At 63.1% G+C, this 17,894-nt stretch carries 16 protein-coding genes; 11 read left to right on the forward strand and 5 right to left on the reverse strand.

Annotated features, from left to right (window positions below; genetic code table 11):
- Window positions 1-131: 131 nt before the first annotated feature.
- Window positions 132-1,304 (reverse strand): ABC transporter substrate-binding protein, encoded by a 1,173-nt coding sequence (locus tag AC070A_RS28325; protein WP_057251668.1) that lies wholly within the window; start codon window positions 1,302-1,304, stop codon window positions 132-134.
- 366 nt (window positions 1,305-1,670) lie between these two features.
- Entirely contained in the window at window positions 1,671-2,981 is a 1,311-nt protein-coding gene (locus AC070A_RS28330; protein ID WP_494773610.1) for an aspartate aminotransferase family protein, read from the reverse strand.
- 97 nt (window positions 2,982-3,078) lie between these two features.
- Between AC070A_RS28330 and AC070A_RS28335 the strand changes: the two genes are divergently transcribed.
- Window positions 3,079-3,927 (forward strand): LysR substrate-binding domain-containing protein, encoded by an 849-nt coding sequence (locus AC070A_RS28335; RefSeq protein WP_492383703.1) that lies wholly within the window; start codon window positions 3,079-3,081, stop codon window positions 3,925-3,927.
- 18 nt (window positions 3,928-3,945) lie between these two features.
- On the opposite strand, the gene pdxR is transcribed toward AC070A_RS28335, so the two are convergent.
- Window positions 3,946-5,379 carry a MocR-like pyridoxine biosynthesis transcription factor PdxR gene (gene pdxR, locus AC070A_RS28340; RefSeq protein ID WP_492383704.1) on the reverse strand — a complete coding sequence of 478 codons (1,434 nt, stop codon included), beginning with the start codon at window positions 5,377-5,379 and terminating at the stop codon, window positions 3,946-3,948.
- 79 nt (window positions 5,380-5,458) lie between these two features.
- Between pdxR and AC070A_RS28345 the strand changes: the two genes are divergently transcribed.
- The gene (locus tag AC070A_RS28345; protein ID WP_492383705.1) at window positions 5,459-6,190 is read left to right on the forward strand and encodes a pyridoxamine 5'-phosphate oxidase family protein; all 732 of its coding nucleotides are present in this window, start codon (window positions 5,459-5,461) and stop codon (window positions 6,188-6,190) included.
- Window positions 6,191-6,229: 39 nt separating this feature from the next.
- On the opposite strand, the gene AC070A_RS28350 is transcribed toward AC070A_RS28345, so the two are convergent.
- On the reverse strand, window positions 6,230-7,321 hold the full coding sequence (locus AC070A_RS28350; protein WP_492383706.1) for a LacI family DNA-binding transcriptional regulator: 1,092 nt from the start codon (window positions 7,319-7,321) through the stop codon (window positions 6,230-6,232).
- A gap of 169 nt (window positions 7,322-7,490) precedes the next feature.
- On the opposite strand from AC070A_RS28350, the gene AC070A_RS28355 reads away from it, so the two are divergent.
- The 5 genes from AC070A_RS28355 to AC070A_RS28375 all read left to right on the forward strand — a co-directional run bounded on the left by AC070A_RS28355 (window position 7,491) and on the right by AC070A_RS28375 (window position 13,783).
- Window positions 7,491-8,471, forward strand: coding sequence for an ABC transporter substrate-binding protein (locus AC070A_RS28355; RefSeq protein ID WP_492383707.1), 981 nt, complete (start codon window positions 7,491-7,493; stop codon window positions 8,469-8,471).
- A 153-nt stretch (window positions 8,472-8,624) separates the two neighbouring features.
- Complete coding sequence (locus AC070A_RS28360) at window positions 8,625-10,115, forward strand: sugar ABC transporter ATP-binding protein (protein ID WP_492383708.1); 1,491 nt, start codon at window positions 8,625-8,627, stop codon at window positions 10,113-10,115.
- A 1-nt stretch (window position 10,116) separates the two neighbouring features.
- Window positions 10,117-11,127 (forward strand): ABC transporter permease, encoded by a 1,011-nt coding sequence (locus AC070A_RS28365; RefSeq protein ID WP_110880779.1) that lies wholly within the window; start codon window positions 10,117-10,119, stop codon window positions 11,125-11,127.
- An 11-nt stretch (window positions 11,128-11,138) separates the two neighbouring features.
- Window positions 11,139-12,122, forward strand: a complete 984-nt coding sequence (locus tag AC070A_RS28370; RefSeq protein WP_492383709.1) for an ABC transporter permease — start codon at window positions 11,139-11,141, stop codon at window positions 12,120-12,122.
- A gap of 176 nt (window positions 12,123-12,298) precedes the next feature.
- The gene (locus tag AC070A_RS28375) at window positions 12,299-13,783 is read left to right on the forward strand and encodes an MDR family MFS transporter (protein ID WP_492383710.1); all 1,485 of its coding nucleotides are present in this window, start codon (window positions 12,299-12,301) and stop codon (window positions 13,781-13,783) included.
- Between the two features lie 154 nt (window positions 13,784-13,937).
- Here the strand turns inward: AC070A_RS28375 and AC070A_RS28380 are convergent, their stop codons facing one another.
- Complete coding sequence (locus AC070A_RS28380) at window positions 13,938-14,924, reverse strand: cyclase family protein (protein ID WP_492383711.1); 987 nt, start codon at window positions 14,922-14,924, stop codon at window positions 13,938-13,940.
- 115 nt (window positions 14,925-15,039) lie between these two features.
- On the opposite strand from AC070A_RS28380, the gene AC070A_RS28385 reads away from it, so the two are divergent.
- From AC070A_RS28385 to AC070A_RS28400, 4 genes are all read left to right on the forward strand, one after another.
- Window positions 15,040-15,936, forward strand: a complete 897-nt coding sequence (locus AC070A_RS28385; protein WP_492383712.1) for a LysR family transcriptional regulator — start codon at window positions 15,040-15,042, stop codon at window positions 15,934-15,936.
- A 182-nt stretch (window positions 15,937-16,118) separates the two neighbouring features.
- Entirely contained in the window at window positions 16,119-16,907 is a 789-nt protein-coding gene (locus AC070A_RS28390) for a DUF899 domain-containing protein (RefSeq protein WP_492383713.1), read from the forward strand.
- Complete coding sequence (locus AC070A_RS28395; protein ID WP_492383714.1) at window positions 16,904-17,173, forward strand: hypothetical protein; 270 nt, start codon at window positions 16,904-16,906, stop codon at window positions 17,171-17,173. The genes AC070A_RS28390 and AC070A_RS28395 overlap by 4 nt, the downstream gene beginning before the upstream one ends.
- A 301-nt stretch (window positions 17,174-17,474) precedes the next feature.
- Window positions 17,475-17,828 carry a hypothetical protein gene (locus AC070A_RS28400; RefSeq protein WP_492383715.1) on the forward strand — a complete coding sequence of 118 codons (354 nt, stop codon included), beginning with the start codon at window positions 17,475-17,477 and terminating at the stop codon, window positions 17,826-17,828.
- Window positions 17,829-17,894: the final 66 nt, after the last annotated feature.

Below are 17,894 nucleotides of genomic sequence, written 5' to 3' on the forward strand. Positions count from 1 at the left end.
TTATATGCGCGGAGCGCTACTCCTGCGCCAGCACTGTGACGTCGCGGGGCGGGCACATGGCTTCGTTCATGGGCGCCGCCGATCAGCGCATCATCGGTGTCGGCGGGCGCTGTGCGCCCGCCCCAACCTGCCTACTTCAGCGCAGCGAGACCGGGGTCGCCCTGCTTCTCGAAGGTCTGGATTTCCTTGTTGTAGTAGGTGCCGTCATCAGCCTTGGCGACTTCGCGCAGGTAGATGTTTTGCGTGATGTGGCGTGATTCCGGATCGATCGTCACGGGGCCGCGCGGGCTTGTCCAGGAGAGACCCTTTACGGCCTCCACTGCCTTGGCCGCATCCTGCTCGCCACCGGTCGCCTCGATCATCTTGTAGATGACGTGCATGCCGTCATAGGCACCGACCGAAGGGAACGAGAGTTCGGCCGGGTTGCCGATCGCCTTGCCGGCTGCTTCGACGAAGGCCTTGTTCTCAGGCGAGTCATGCGAAACCGCGTAGTGGAAGGTCGTCTGGATGCCGAGCGCCGCTTCGCCGAGTGCCGGCAGGTCGGATTCCTGCGTCAGGTCGCCGGGGGCGAAGAACTTGATGCCGCCGTCCTTCAGGCCGTTCTCCTTGAAGGCCTTGACGAAACCGAGCGTCGTCGGACCGGACGGCAGGAAGGCGAACACGCCCTCGGCGCCCGAATCCTTGATGCGCTGCATGATCGGCGAGAAATCATTGGTTGCGAGCGGCATGCGGATCGCCTCGACCACCTGACCGCCGGCCGCTTCGAAGCCCGCCTTGAAGGCGTTCTCGGCATCGACGCCCGGGCCGTAATCGCTGACGACCGAGATGACCTTGGAAACGCCGGCGTCCTTCGCGACCTTGGCGATCGGCGTCGAGGTCTGCCATGTGGTGAACGAGGTGCGCACGACGAGCGGGCTCTTCGTGACGATCGCCGAGGTTGCCGCGTTCATGATGACGAGCGGCACGTTCGCCTGGGTAAGGAGCGGCGTTACCGCCATCGCATCCGGGGTGAAATAGAAGCCGGCGAGATATTGCACGCCTTCCTTGACCACCAGTTCCTGTGCCAGCGCCTTCGCCTGGGCCGGATCAGCCTGCGGCACGTCGCGATAGATGATCTCGATATCGTCGTCGCCGACCTTGCTGCCGTTCAGCGCCATATAGGCATCGATGCCAGCCTTGAAGTTCTTGCCCTGAAGCGCGAACGGACCGGAGAATGGCCCGACAACACCTATCTTGATCGTGTCGGCATAGGCCGCGCCGCTCATTGCCAAAGCCGCGATCGCAGCCAGAATCATCCGTTTCATGTTTCCTCCCTGCGACGCCGATCGCTCCCGAACCCGCATCGTCCTCACAAACCCCGTTGATTTGATAGGCGTCAACTTGCCATGCCAAACGGTGATGTAAAAATGAAATATGGGGCCAAAATCATAATCGGGGAGTTATGTTTCCTGCGAGATCGGGTCCAGCCGCCAGGCGCGTATTTAACGGCGATGCGCGCCACGTCGACGAAAACAGAATGACGACGCCGCCCCTATCGGCTGCAAGGTCGCGTCCATGATGGCTTTGGCGCAATGCTTCAACCTGCCAACGGGACAGGCCAACCCGCATCAGGTTTCCGATGCGGGTTGGCGGTATCTTGGGATGAAACGAAAATCTGCACGCGAGCGCGTTCAGCCGGCACGCATGGCCGCGTCGATGGAAGCCGACAGGATCTCCAGTCCGAGATCGATCTCTCCGTCCGAAACGGTCAGTGGCGGAGCGATGCGAAAGACGCCGCCCATCCCGGGAAGCTTGACGATGTTCATGCTGAGACCGCGCCGCATCGCCTCCTCCATGACCCTGGCACCCAGCTCGAAGCCCGGAGCCTTCGTCTGCCGATCAGCGACAACTTCGAGCCCAAGGAGAAGGCCACGGCCCCTGATATCGCCGACGCATTCGAACCTTTGTTGAAGCGACAGGAGACCCCTGCGCAGTCGCTCGCCGCGCGCGATCGCCTGTTCGACCAAGCCATCACGTTCGACCACGTCGAGCACCGTGACGCCGACCGCCGCGGGCAGCGGATCCGAGACATGAGTGGTGTAGAAGAGGAAGCCCCTCTCATGGGCCTTTTGCTCGATCTCCGCCGTCGTCATGACGGCGGCAAGCGGCAGCCCGGCGCCCAATGTCTTCGACAAGGTGAGAATGTCGGGCGTCACGCCGTCACGCTGGAAGGCGAACATATGCCCGGTCCGGCCAACTCCCGTCTGGGCCTCATCGAGGATGAGCAGCATGCCCCGTTCCTCGCACTTGCGCTTGAGCGCGGCGAGGTAGCCCGGCGGAAGTTCGAGGATCCCTCCGCTCGAAAGGATCGGTTCTGCGATGAACGCCGCGAGGCTGCCGGTCGACTGCCGGTCGATCAACGAGAAGGCATCGTCGAGTTCCGTTTGCCAATCATTGCTCCCATCCGGGTGGGTGAACCGCGGCCGGTAGGCGTTCGGCGCCGGGATCACGAACGAGCCGGCGGCGGCAGGACCGTATCCCTTTCGGCCGGCGCTGTAGGTCGCCGAGGCGGCGGCCCCCGTCATTCCGTGCCAGCTCTGCGCGAAGGCGACGACCTCGTGGCCGCCGGTCACCAGCTTCGCCATGCGAATGGCCGCCTCGTTCGACTCAGCGCCCGTTGTCAGAAGCTGAACCCGGTCGAGCCCCGGCGCAAGCGCGGCAAGGCGCGTGGCGAGCTCGACGACAGGCCTCGACAGCATGCCGCTGAAGAGATGGGCAACCGTCCGCATTTGCCGGTCGACGGTCGCAACGATGTCAGGGTGGGTGTGGCCGAGAACACCGCTCATCTGTCCGGAGGTGAAATCCAGAACGGCGCGACCGTCCGCATCATAGACGAAGCTTCCCTCCGCGCGCTCCACGATGATCGCCTCGAAACCGGGCCCATAGCGCGTGAGGTGTTTGTTGGCGGAGGCCCAGAAGGCAGGGTCGGAGTTCAGCGACATCAGATTGCTCCTCGTTGGCTTTTCTCAATGGCTAGCGGGCATTTCTGCCTCAGGCAAATTGATAGTATTCCGCTCCGATATTGGATATTTTGATATCATGAGAAATCTCGATCTTGCCTTGCTTCGAAATTTCGCCGTCATCGCGCGGGCGGGCTCAATCAGCCTTGCCTCCCTTCAGGTCGGGCGAACGCAATCGACGCTCAGCATGCAGATGCAGCGTCTGGAGGACTTTCTCGAACAGGCGCTCTTCCATCGCACCGGATCCGGCGTACGGCTGACCGCGGCCGGTGAAAAGCTGCTGGCCCATGCCGAACATCTTCTCGCCGGGCACGATGAGATCCTGGCGGAGATGGAAGGCAAGGGCCTCAAAGGTTCCGTGACCCTGGGCTGTCCGGATGACTATTCGATCGCTTTCCTTCCAGGGATCATCGAGCGCTTTCTCGATCAGCACCCGGAGGTCGAATTGCGCATGGTCTGCGCACCGACCACGGAACTGCGCCCAATGTTGCTGCGGCGGCAAATCGATCTGGCGCTCGTTTCAATCGCCGATGTTTCAAACGGCGAGGTCATTCGTACCGAAGACTTCGTGTGGGTCGGCAAGGCTGCGGAACCGGAGATCCTCGACCGTATCGCCCTCCCCTTGGCCTTGTCTGCCCCGACGACGCTCGACTATCGGGCAGCCTGCGACGCGATGGAGGCGGTCAATCGTCGGTACCGCGTCGCCTTTGCGAGCAACAGCCTTGCCGGTCTCATCGCATTTGCCCGATCCGGCCATGCGATCAGTGTTCTAACGAGAACCGCCGTCCCCTCCGACCTGCACATCATTTCGGCCGGATTGCCGAAGCTCCCGACGATCGGCATTGCGCTCGAATTTGCCGAACTTCGCCCGTCATCCGCGGTAAAGGCACTCGCGGACCACATAAGAGCCGTGTTGCCCACCATTTGAAGGTGTCGCGTGGGGTGGTCACCACCGAGAATCGTCGGCCAGCTTGAGCGCGGTGGTTCCCAGGCGCGTGGCTGCCGCCCGCAGCGCACCGGTTTCATATCCTGAGAACCCGAGGATGAGGCCTTCGGCGTCGCGTCGCTCCATGAAGGTTTCGGACAGAAGCACCGCTTCGATTTTCGCTTCCGCCCGGATCAATTGCGACAGGCCCGGCGCGAGCCCGTCGCGCGGCCGTACGATCATGTGAAGGCCCTGTTCCGGGACATCCGGGCACAGTGTCCCCCTTGATGTGGCGTTGACAATTTCAGCCAGTTGATCGCGGGCGACACGATAGCGCCTCTGGCTCTTGCGCAAATGGGACGCGACCGATCCATCCGCCAGGAGATCGGCCACGGCGTTCTGCAGGAAAACCGGCATGAACCGGTCGAAGGCGGCGCGCCGCTTGAGGACCCGCTCCAATGCTTCTGGAGGCAGCACCACGTAACCCAGCCGCAACCCCGGAAACAGCGTCTTGGCGAAGGTTCCGAGATAGACGACACGGTCCGGCGCAAGCCCCGCCAGCGCCGTCAGTGGAGGACCTGAATACCGGAACTCGCTGTCGTAGTCGTCCTCGAAGATCCAGGCGCCGGCCGCCTCCGCCCATTCGATCAGCGCCACACGTCGGTCCATCGCCATTTTCACGCCGGTCGGAAACTGGTGCGAAGGGGTGACATAGGCAGCCCGGGCGCGAGCGTTTCGTGCGAGACCCGCTGCAACATCGATCCCTGCCCCGTCGACCGGCACCGGCACAAGCTGCACACCTGCTGCCATCAGTGTCGAGCGCGACACGCCATAGCCGGGCTCCTCGACCCAGGCACAATCTCCCGGAGCAAGCAGTGCGTCGACGCAGAGCCTCAGCCCGTGCTGGGTGCCGCTGACGATGACGACGCAGCCTGGATCGCAACGGATGCCTCGGTTGACGGCCAGGAAGTCTGCGATCTGTCGGCGCAAATGCAAGCTGCCGCGCGGGTCGCCATAGGCAAGGTCGTCGACGCTCGCCTCGGCGATATGGCGCCGGGTGGCCGCAGCCAGCCGTGCAAGAAAAGCCGGCTCCACATGGGTCTGGCCGAGAGCGAAGGGCGGCCGGCCGCCAAAGGCCAGCGGGATATCCGGCGCCGCGGCAGTGGATGGCGGTGTCGGCAGGCTGGACGAGACATAGGTGCCCGAGCCGTGGCGGGCCTCGATCAGCCCGTCGCTCGCGAGATGCTCATAGGCCGCAACGATCATATTGCGGCCTATGCCAAGTTGGGCGGAAAGCTCGCGGCTCGACGGCAGACGGGAGCCGGGCGCCAGCAAACCGTCGACGATGGCGGCACGCAACCCACTGTGGACCCGAAGCGCCTGGTTGCGGATCGAGCGATCAAGTTCGATCGGCGGGAAGGCCGATCCCTGTCTTGGAAGAGAAGTGGTTGGCATGAAGATTACAAAAGTGGACCTATTTCAAACCAGTCTGCTCATGCGAACCTTCAGGATGCAAGCCTGAAAGGAACCAGCCGTGACCGAACATTCCACGCCCGCCTACCCCGTCGATACGGTCAACCGCGTCAAGCGCCGCCATGACCGTGGTTTCTACGACCACGAGACGGTGCACAGGCTGCTCGACGCGGCGGCACTCGCCCACGTCGCCTATGTCATCGACGGCCAACCCTTCTGCACGCCGACGCTCTTCTGGCGTGAAGGGCGGCACCTCTACTGGCACGGCAGCAGCGCCAGCCGCATGCTGCGCAACCTGTCCGCGGGCGAGCCGGCCTGCCTGACCGTCACACACCTCGACAGCCTCGTGCTTGCCCGCTCCGGCTTCAACCATTCGGCCGATTACCGCTCGGTCATGGCTTTCGGAACCGCCCGCCTGGTCGAGGACCAGGAGGAGAAACTGCGTGCCCTGACGATGATGGTGGACCGGCTCTTTCCGGACCGCACCGCGACGCTGCGCCAGAGCACTGCTCAAGAGATCAAGGCGACCGCTGTCATCGTCATGGAAATCGAACGGGCCTCGGCAAAGATCAGGGCCAAGGGTATCGCCGACGATGAGGAGGACTACGATCTGCCTGTTTATGCGGAGCGCCTTCCCGTGCACACCGTTCTCGGCACACCCGAACCCTGCTCGCGCTTGCCGCACGGCGTCGTGCGGCCGGAGACGCTTTCTCCGTATCGGTTGGGTCGCCCGCTGGAAGAGGCGCTAACGGAAGCCTACATCGCCGCCTATGCCAACCAAGCAGACGACTAACGACGCTCTGTCCTTGTTTCCCGAAAGTGTTGCGCCGCTCTATCGCTTTGCCTGCGCGGCCCGGGCGGGCCAGCCGGAGGTGGTTTCGCGAACCACCAAAGGCCCGTCGACCTTTATGGTCATCGGACGCATGTGTTTTCCGTGGATCGCCATGTCGATCAGGATCTCGGCGGCCCTCTGTCCCATCTCGTAGTTGGGCAGCACCAGCGTCGAGAGCGGCGGATGGGTGTAGCGCGCCAGTTCCTGGTCGTCGTAGCCCATGACCGAAAGATCGGCGGGCACACGAAGCCCCTTCTCCTGTGCCGCCTCCATCACGCCGATCGCCATCAGATCATTGCCGCAGAAGATGGCGGTCGGCGGGTTCGGCATGGAGAGCAGGTCCAGCCCGGCCTCGTAACCGCGTAGCGGCAGCCAGTCGCCATCGCGCACAAGCGTCTCGTCGAAGGCGATGTCGGCGGAAGCGAGCGCCTGCTTATAGCCTTTCAGGCGGTCCATGGCCGCGTCCATCCAGCTTTCACCATTGATGAAGCCGATGCGCTTGTGGCCGAGCGCCGTCAGATGCGCCGTGGCGGCAAAACCGCCGGCGACCTCGCCCGGCACGACCGCCACATGTTGGCGCGGATCGCAGTAGCAATTGAGAAGAACGGTCGGAAGCGGCGCCAGCGCCTTGGGCACGGCAACCTTGCGGGTGAAGATCGTCGCGTAGATGACGCCGGCGATTGAGGGATCTCTCAGCACCGAGCGCAGCACCGCCTCTTCGAGCTCCGGGTTGGAGCGAGTGACATGCGCCGACACCAGCATGCCCTGCTCGAAGGCATAGTCGCGAATGCCGTCGAGGCTGACGACCGGGTGCGGGCTGGTCGAGATTTCGTCGACGATGAAGGCGATCGTGTCTTTTTCGACGGCGGGGGCCGCTGCAACCGCGCCGCGGGTGGCCGGCAATTTATAACCGATTTTATGAGCAGCCTCGCGCACCTTCTGTTGCGTTTCCGGCGAGATGCGCGAGCCCGACATTTCATTGAGCACCAGAGAGACGCTTGACTGGGAAACACCCGCTATCCTGGCGACATCCGTCATCGTCGGGCGTCCTTCGCCCTTTTTATCCAGATTCCGCCCGTTTCCCTTGGCCATGCGTACTCTCCACCCTCGAGCGTGCATCGCACTGCACGCGGGCTATTGCAAGTGCTCATAATTTTTGCCTTGACTGCTAATATTATTAGCGCAAGATTTGACGATGTGAAGCCCAAAATGCTCACGTCCGGTAGAGGAGCACCGGCCAATCTGGGAGGAGAACCCGATTATGACCACGATTTCCCGTCGCACCTTCATGCTTGCGGCAACGGCCGTCGGCGCGCTCGCCCTTGCGGGTGTCGCGATCGCCGAAGTGCCGAAGCTTGCGCAGAAGGACAAATACAAGGTCGGCTTCGCGCAGACCGAATCCAACAATCCCTGGCGCATCGCCCAGACGAACAGCATGAAGGCCGAGGCCGAGAAGCTCGGGTTCCAGCTCGTCTATACGGATGCCGCCGGCTCCGCCGCCAAACAGGTCGCCGACGTCAATTCGATGATCGCGCAGGGCGTCGACGTGATCTTCCTTGCGCCGCGCGAAGAAAAACCGCTGATCCCCGCCGTCATGGCCGCCAAGAAGGCCGGCATCCCGGTGATCCTGCTCGACCGTTCCGTCGATCCGTCGCTTGCCAAGGCCGGCGAGGACTATCTGACCTTCATCGGCTCGAACTTCGTCGAGGAAGGCAAGCGCGTCGCCGAATGGCTGGCGAAAAACGCCAACGGCAAGTCGAAGATCATCGAACTTGAAGGCACGACCGGGTCGTCGCCCGCCAACGACCGCAAGAAGGGCTTTGACGAGGCGATCAAGGCGGCCGGCGGCTTTGAGATCGTTGCTTCGCAGACCGGCGACTTCGCCCGTGACAAGGGAAGGCAGGTGGCCGAAGCCCTGCTTCAGGCCCATCCCGATGCGGACGTGATCTACGCCCACAACGACGAGATGGCGATCGGCGCGATTGCCGCGCTCGAGGCGGCGGGCAAGGTGCCCGGCAAGGACGTTCTTGTTTTGTCGATCGACGGCGGCAAGGAAGCGGTGCAGGCGGTTGTCGATGGCAAGATCGCCGCGGTCGTCGAGTGCAACCCGCGCTTCGGGCCGAAGGCCTTCGAGACGATGATGCGTTACGCCAAGGGCGAAAAAATCGACCCGATGATCATCAACGACGACAAGTTCTACGACGCCTCCAACGCGGCCGCAGAACTCGCCAACGCCTATTAATCCAATCTCCCCGAGCCTATGCCGGCCGATCGGAACAACCGTATCGGCCGGTTTTTTGACCGCGACAGTGCCAGGCATGACCTTCGGCCCGTTCACGTGTAGGCTGAGAGCACACCCCTCGGGCGGCGGATGGCGAAGATAGGGAGGAGACCCATGCTTCTGTCCATGCAGGGCATTTCCAAAGCATTCGCCGGAGTGCCGGCGCTGAAATCCGCCTCGCTTGAAGTCGAAGCGGCGGAGGTCATGGCGCTCGTCGGCCAGAACGGCGCGGGCAAATCAACCCTGATCAAGATCCTGACTGGCGTCTATCGCCGGGACGAAGGCAGCATCGCTTTCGACGGCCACGATGTCGACTTCGCAATGCCGGCAAAGGCGCAGGCAGCCGGCATCGCGACGATCTACCAGGAAATCAATCTCGCTCCGCAACGGTCTGTGGCGGAGAACATCTACCTCTCCCGCGAGCCGAAACGTTTCGGGATGATCGACCATGCAGCCATGCGGCGTGGTGCCGAGGCCGTGCTGAAGACCTTCAACCTTGCGATCGACGTCGACCGTCCCGTCGCACATTTTGATGCCGCGACACGGCAGATGGTGGCGATTGCTCGTGCCGTCACACAGAGCGCCCGCCTCGTCATCATGGACGAGCCGACCTCCTCGCTTGACGAGCGCGAGGTCGCCATCCTCTTCGAGACGATCCGCACGCTAAAGCGCTCCGGCGTCGCCGTCATCTTCATCGGCCACCGGCTCGACGAACTCTATGAAATCTGTGACCGCGTGACGATCATGCGCGACGGGCAGACCGTGGCCAAAAGCCCGATGGCGGACATGCCGAAAATGGCGCTGGTGCGCCACATGCTTGGCAAAGAACTTGCCGCCTTCCAGGCAATCGCGCCCGAAGACAACGCGCTGGAACGGCCCGTCCGCCTCGAACTCGACAAGGCCGGCGCGGGGGTGCGCGTGCGCGACGTCAGCCTTGCCGTACGTGAGGGCGAGATCTCGGGGCTTGCCGGCCTGCTCGGCTCCGGCCGCACAGAAACGGCGCGCCTGATTTTCGGCGCCGATAAAATGGACCGCGGCGTGATCCGCATGCAGGGGCACGATCGCACCTACGGCGAACCGGCGGATGCCATCGCCGACGGCATCGGTCTCGTTTCCGAAGACCGCAAGATCGACGGCATCGTGCCCGATATGAGCATCCGCGAGAACATGACGCTTGCCCTGCTGCCGAAGCTCAAGAAGGCAGGCATCGTCGACCGCGCACGGCAGGACGAGATCGTCAGCCGCTATATCCGCGCCCTCGGCGTCAAGTGCGCCTCCCCCGATCAGCCGATCAAGGAGCTTTCCGGCGGCAACCAGCAGAAGGTGCTGCTCGCGCGCTGGCTTGCCACCGATCCGCGGGTGCTGATCGTCGACGAACCGACGCGCGGCATCGACATCGGCGCCAAGTCGGAAATCCTGAAACTCTTGCGCAGCCTCGCCGACGAGGGGTTGAGCGTGCTGATGATCTCGTCCGAACTCGAAGAGCTTCTCGCCGCCGCCGACCGCGTAACGGTGCTAAGCGACGGGACGTCGGTCGCGACCCTGCCGCGCAAGGATTTGAGCGAGACGGCGCTGCTTGCCGCCATGGCCCATCAGGAAGAATGACATGACGACGATCGAGACCCCTGCCCCACAGCCATCGGGAGCCCTTTCGTCCGGCAGCCGGCTAATGACGCTGGCAAGCCGCTACGGCACCTTCGTCGCCTTCCTTGCGCTGATCCTCTTCAACGTCGCCGTCACACCGAACTTCCTCTCCTTGCAGACGCTGAACGTGAATCTGACCCAGGTCGCGACCATCGTCATCGTCGCGACCGGCATGACGCTCGTCATCGCCACCGGCGGCATCGACCTTTCCGTCGGCTCGCTGATGGCGATCGCCGGGGCGCTGGCACCGATGATCTTCATGGGCCAGTTCTGGCAGGTCGAAAGCATGGGGTTCGCAGTGGCGCTGGCCTTCCTGCTGCCGGTCGTGGTCGCCGGCCTGTTCGGCCTATTCAACGGGTTCCTCGTCACACGCTTTTCGATCCAGCCGATCATCGCGACCCTCGTCCTTTTCATCGCCGGCCGGGGCATCGCCCAGGTGATGACCAACGGCAATCTGCAGGTCTTCAAGAACGAGGGCTTCCAGTTCATCGCACTCGGCCGGATCGCCGGTATCCCGGCCCAGGTCGTACTGATGATCGTCATTGTCGCCGCCGCCTGGGCGATGATCCGCTACACCGTCATCGGCCGGCAGATCATCGCCGTCGGCGGCAACGAGAAGGCAGCCCGCCTGACCGGCATACCGGTGAAGCGCGTCAAGCTCTTCGTCTACATGCTGAGCGGCGCGCTTGCCGGCGTGGCCGGCCTGATCGTGGTTGCGCGCAATTCCGCAAGCGACGCGAACCTCGTTGGCCTTGGCATGGAGCTCGATGCCATCGCTGCGGTCGCCGTCGGCGGGACGCTGCTGACCGGCGGGCGGGCCAATATCGTCGGTACTGTGCTCGGCGCCCTCGTCATTCAGCTGGTGCGCTACACGCTGCTTGCGAATGGCGTGCCGGACGCGGCCGCCCTCATCGTCAAGGCCGGGCTGATCATCACGGCCGTCTTCATCCAGCAACGCGCCGGCAGGCACTAGAGGCGACCCTGATGCAAACGATCCTTCGCCTCTTCCTGGTCAAGAACGCCGGCGATCTCGCCCGGCTCGGTGTCATCCTGGCGCTTGCCGGCCTCATTCTTTTCGGGGCGCTGCGCTACGACAACTTCCTTTCGCCCTACAACATCCTGAGTTTCCTTCGCTACAACTCGATGTTCGCGCTGATTGCACTCGGCATGGCCTTCGTCATCATCACAGGCGGCATCGATCTCTCGGTCGGCGGCACCGCGGCGATGGCGAGCGTGGTAGCAGCGCTGCTCTCGCCCTATCATTGGGCAACGGGGCTTGTGGGCGGCATGGCGGCCGGTCTCGCCGTCGGGGCTCTCAACGGCTTCATCATCACCAAGATGCGCATCCAGCCCTTCATCGCCACGCTTGCGACGATGCTCGCCGCCTATGGCACCGGCCTGCTGATGGCCAACAACCAGTCGGTTTCCGTTTCCTACGACACCGGCTTCACCGTGATCGGCCAGGACGACTTCCTCGGCTTCCCCATCCCCGCCTGGATCGCGCTTGCGGCCTACGTTCTCGGTTGGCTCGTGCTCGAAAAACTGCCGATTGGCCGCCATATCCTGGCAATCGGCGACGGTGAAGCGACGGCCGGCCTGATGGGCCTGAAAGTCGAACGCGCGCTCACCGGTGTCTATCTCGCCTCGGGCACGCTCGCCGGTCTTGCCGGCGTCATCCTCGCCTCGCAATTCGGCGCGGGCCAACCGACCGAAGGCGTGGGCTGGGAGCTCTTCGCCATCGCCTCCGTCGTCGTCGGCGGCACGCTGCTGTCAGGCGGTTCGGGCTCGGTCGGAGCGACGCTGGCCGGCGCTCTGCTGCTCGCCATGGTGTTCAACATCCTGAACTTCGAAAACGGTCTCGGCTGGATTTCGCTCTCCGCCTACTGGCAATCGGTCATCCGCGGCGCTTTCCTGCTCGTCGTGGTCGTGCTTCAGGCCAAGCTGATGGCACGGCACCGCAGTGCCTAGACCGGCGACCAGAACTTGTTCGACAGCGTGGCTCGGCGGCCTCCGCTAAGCTTGCCCCGGCCCAGGAAGGAGCGAAGGGCTTGGACGTCCCGATCGCCGGGACCGTTGACTATCGCGCGTCCAGCCTTTCTGAATGCCTCTCGTCAAAGTGGAAATGACTGCATCGGACCACCTGCATGAATGAGATACGTCACCCGTATGAAACGACCGCGACGGCGGCCTCTCTCTCGGAGTCGGAGAAGAACGTCATCATCGGGGGAGTCCTTCTCGCGATGCTTCTGGCCGCACTCGACCAGACGATCGTGGCACCCGCCATGCCTACGATCGGCAAGACCCTCGGACACAGCGACTATCTGCCCTGGGTCGTGACGGCCTATCTCCTGACCGCGACGGCCATGGCTCCCCTTTATGGCAAGATCTCCGATATTCACGGGCGACGGCCGACGATCTTCGCCGCCGTGATCATCTTCCTTGCGGGATCGCTGATAAGCGCGCTGGCGCCGAACATGCTGACGCTGATCATCGGCCGCGCGGTCCAGGGCCTGGGTGGCGGCGGTCTCTTCGCCCTCTCGCAAACGGTGATCGGCGACCTCGTCCCACCACGCGAGCGCGCACGCTATGCCGCTTGGATTTCCGGAACATGGGCCGTGGCAAGCATCGCCGGGCCGCTTTTGGGCGGCACCTTCGCCGAACATCTCCATTGGTCGTTGATTTTCTGGATCAACATCCCGCTCGGCCTTGCGGCCCTGGCGATCATCAGCAATCCGTTGAAGAAACTGCCTGTTATAACCAGGGCGCACCGGATCGATGGAGCAGGCGCCACATTGCTCGTCGCCGCGACCGCGCTTCTGCTGCTGGCGCTGAATTGGGGCGGCAGCCGCTATGCATGGCTTTCGCCGGCGATCGCCGGTTTGCTCGGCTGTTCGGCGCTTCTCTGGGGTGCGTTCGCCTTGCGCCTTCGGCGCGTGGCCGAGCCTCTGATTTCGCTCGAAGTGCTCAGTAATCCGATCGTGCGTTATGGAACCCTGGCGATGTTTCTGGCGCAGGGCGCCAATGTCGGCCTTTCAGTCTACCTCCCGGTCTACGCGCAATCGTTCCATGGCCTCTCCGCCGGTGGCTCGGGGCTGATCATGCTCGGCCTGTTGCTTGGCACCGTGTTCGGAGCAACGACCAGCGCGCGGACGATACCGCGCCTCGTCCACTACAAGCGAATGGCACTCGTCGGCAGCATCCTCAGCTTCCTCTGCCTGGCGGCGCTCGCCGCTCTCGCCGGGCGAACAACCCTATCGGTGCTGGTGCTATTGACCTCGGGCGCGGGCTTCGGCTCCGGCATGACGTTTCCGGTCGCGACCATTTCCGTGCAAAACGCCGTCGACCAGGCGCATCTCGGCGTGGCAACCGGCGTCCTGACCTTCCTGCGATCGCTCGGCGGCGCCCTTGGTGTCGCGATCCTCGGCGCGATCGCGCTCGGCAATGGCCTACCGCTGGGTGGTGAAGCCATTCAGGCGATCAGTGCCACGACCGCCTCGGCACTTCCATTCGCCTATATTTTCGCCGCTTGCACCGCGGCGATGGTGCTGTCGCTCGCGATGTTCCATCTGATGCCGGAAAAGCCGCTGCGCGGCCGCGCCGAAACAGAGATACCCGCCGCCATCGATTAGTGGCACCGCAGAAAGCGCGCGGGCGTCTACCAATCGGTGAGACAGGGCCTGTTTTCAGATCGCGCGATGACAGAGCGAAGGCGCCGCAGAGTTGCCGCGGCGTCTTTTGATCGTTCGGCTGGCTCTTCCTCTCAAGCAGAGCATTCTGGAAAGGCTAACGCAGCGGGAAGGCGACAGGACGGATCGGTGCGGCATCGGCCCCGCGGAACTTGAGGGATGCGCCGACGAAGGCGAACTCGTAGATCCGGTCCTTCGACAACTCTTCGAGATTGATGAGCTCGATGATCGGCGCGCCCTGTTGGGCCAGCAGATAGGTGTGAACCGGGATGTAGTTGTTTTCGGTTTCTGCCGGAAACGCTTCGAAGCTCAGGTTGTCGGCACCGACGGCCATGGCGCCGCCATCTTCGACCAGGAACTTCGCCGCATCGATGCTCAGCCCGGGCGGGTTGCTCATGTAGGCGGACTTGTCTTCGTAGTGCTGCATGCGCCCCGTGCGGATCAGCGCCACGTCGCCTTGCTGGAGCTTGACGCCCTGGCTGTCGAGCGCCTCCTGCAGGTCCTTGCGGGTAATGCGGTAGTTCTCCGGCAGCATCTGCATGCCCTTCGCCGCCGCGACATCGATCAGGATGCCGCGCGCAACGATCGGCGGCAATTTCTCCGCGCCGGTGACGGTCCAGCCTTGGTCTCCGAGGTGATCGGCTGCCGCATAACCGTTCCATATCTTGCCGTTCAGGCCGAAGTGGTTCAGCGCATCGATATGCGTGCCGATATGCGCATACATCGAAACGGCCGAACCGGTGTAACTGACGTGTTGGTTCATCTCCTTGCCGACCTTCATCGGGTCAGACACCGTTGTGCCGTGTGGCGTGTGGGTCATCCACATCTGGTATGGCGGGTCGCCGGCCGCCTCCCAGCTTGGCATGCCGATGAAATACTCCACCGCGAGGTCGTAGGACTTGGCACCCTCGATGCGCGACAGGATCGCAGCCCGCGAAGCGGGCGTAATCAGGTTGAGGCGCCCGATCTCGTCCTTCGGCCCCCAGGGGCTCTTGCCGACGTCCTGCGCGAAGGTCGCGCTCCCCAGCAATCCGGCCACGAGAGAGACCGCCACTGTGCGGCTGAACGTTGCGGTGTTGAACATGGTGAACTCCTTTTTCTGCATTGCCTGAACATCAGGAAGCTGAGCTCACCGTATTGCGGGCGGCATTGCGAATAATCAGCGATAAGGAGAATAGATATTTTACTCTGGAGAAATTATGGATCTGCTGGTGGCCATGCGGGCGTTTCGGCGCGTCGTCGAGCTTCAAAGCTTCAACAGGGCGGCCGAAGAGCTCAGACAATCGAATGCGTCGATCAGCAAGCAGATCCGGCAGCTCGAGCAACGCCTCGGCACCGTGCTCATTCTGCGCACCACCCGGCGCATGAGCCTCTCAGAGACCGGGCGTGGTTACTTCGCCGAGTGCTGCAGGCTCCTCGACGAACTCGACCAGTTGGAGCGTTCCACATCGGGCGAGGCCGGAGAGATCAATGGCCGGCTGCGGATCAACGCCCCCCTCTCCTTCGGGCTGACGGTCCTTGCGCCGATGCTCGCCCGTTTCATGGCGCTGCATCCGCAGTTGAAGGTCGACATGACGCTCGACGATCATGTGCTCGACGTCGTCTCGGAAGGGTTCGATGTCTCGATCCGCGTGCGCACAGCACTTGCGGATTCATCACTGATTGCCAAGCGGCTCGGCGAGGTCGAACAAATCATCTGCGCCGCGCCCACCTATCTGTCGGCCAGGGGTACGCCGGCAAGCGTGAGCGAGCTCAAGAACCACGATTGCCTCAGCTACCGGCTCGCCGACCAGCCGGGAAGCTGGATCATGGAAGGTCCCGACGGCACGGCGAGGATCGAACTGCCGGCACGCTTCGTCGTCGACAACAGCCTGATGCTGTGCGAGATGATCCAGGCCGGCATCGGTATCGGCGCCCTGCCATCCTTCATCGCCAACCCGCTGCTCGCCCAAGGCAAGCTCGTGCGGATCCTGCCGCAACACAAACTTGCTGAGCGCGGCATCTATATCGTCTATCCAACCAATCGATTGCTGCTGCCGAAGGTAAGGGCCTTTGCCGATTTCTTCGCCGGCGAGATCCGGCTGGCCGGGCTCTAGGACGGAAAGGTCGCCGGCCCACACGCCCCCATCGCGCCGCCCGAATGAATACCGTCACAGTTGTTACTCCCGCCATTTGATCCACGGTGCCAAACTACTCTCGATGACGGCGCGATGACCTGCATCCCGGCGCTCTCGCCCGTGCGACGCAGGCTTCGTCTAAAACGAGGAGATTGAAAGCCATGACCAAGACAGTCGAGAATGCAACCGACCAGCCCACCATGCAGAAGCCGCAGGTGGTCTCACAACAGGCCTGGGAAGAAGCGCGACAGAACCTGCTCGTCAGGGAAAAGGCACACACGCATGCTCGCGATGCGCTTGCTGCAGAGCGCCGGCGCATGCCGTGGATGGCGGTCACGAAGGAATATGTCTTCGAGGGCCCCGAGGGCAAGGAAAGCTTGCTTGACCTCTTTGCCGGCCGGCATCAGTTGATCGTCTACCGCGCCTTCTACGAGCCGGGCGTCTATGGCTGGCCCGCGCACGCCTGCCGCGGCTGCTCCATGGTCGCCGACCAGGTTGCCCACCTTGCCCATCTCAACGCCCGTGACACCACTCTGGTCTTCGCGTCGCGGGCGCCGCAGGCGGATATTGCCAGGCTGAAGGCGCGCATGGGCTGGACGATGCCCTGGTATACCATCACCGACAGCTTCGACCTCGATTTCGGCGTCGACGAGTGGCACGGCCACAACGTGTTCTTCCGCGACGGCGACCGGCTGTTTCGTACCTACTTCATCAACAACCGCGGTGATGAGCAGATGGGCGGCACCTGGAATTATCTCGACATCACGCCGCTCGGCCGACAGGAGGTCTGGGAAGACTCTCCCGAAGGCTATCCCCAGACGCCGACCTACAAGTGGTGGAACTGGAACGACAGCTATGTCGAAGGCGCTGCACCCGATCGGCGCTGGGTCGAGGTCTCGGACGCCGGCGAGGCAGCGATGCGAAACCAGGACGCGGGCTCGGTGCGATGAGCGCGAGCCTCTCTGCGAGCGCGCAGGAGGTCCACCGGACGGCAGCACGGAGGGCGGCCGATGGGCTCGCCCTCGCGGCGGCGCCGACCTTCGCGCTCATGGCGATTTCGACCGGCGCATGGGGCGCCGACGTCGGACAGATGTTATGCGCCGGCGAGCAGGGACTGCAGATCGGCGGGATGACCGTGATGTACATCTTCATGAGCGTCTTCCACCTTGCCCCATGGCTGCGGCTTCTCCAAACCGGCAAGCGCGAAGCAGCCTAGAGGCGCCGGTCGACATATCCCTCGGGCTAGGCATCTCATCGGCCCTACTCGAAGGCGAAGTGGGGCCGATGTTGCAGACACTCAAAAGGTGTGGAAACGACCAGGACCATATGTCCCTGATATCGGCGAATGGGCATGCTGTTGATTCTGAGAGGTCGTGACCTCTTTGGATTGAAGCAGGGAACGGCTTCCGCAAAGCAGTTCCGGCCGCCCACCAACAGCATTGTCTGTAACGGCTGCCGGGTATTGCCGCGCGAGAACGGTTCCGATGGCAGTATTTGATCGAATCGGGAAAACGAACTTGAGTGTTGCAACACCTCAGCCGACGCCAAAACGTTTCAAGCTGCGCCTGGTGCCATCGCTGGTCGGCGCCCTCGTCTGCGCCGCCGCCCTTGCGTCGTCGCTATACTATCTCGTTGGTCCCCAAAACGTCCCCACGGAAGTGGCGGCGATCGATCCGTCAGGGACTCCGACAGGTGCAGGCGCTTCCCCGAACCAGCCGAGCTTCGAGATCCTCTACAGCAACGGTGATCAGGGTCTGATGGTGTACAAGGGCTACGTCTATGTCGTGCGACTTGGTGACAAGTTGCCGAACGGCCGCCGTATGATCGGTTTCCAAAAACGGGACGGAAACTGGAACGCGGTGACGCTTTGAGGCCTTCTGCCGGGCGCGCGTTGTGGATGTTAACTGTTTGTTAACGCTCCCTTGCAAGGCAGGAAG

This window comes from Ensifer sp. GW101-20A05, assembly GCF_059424735.1.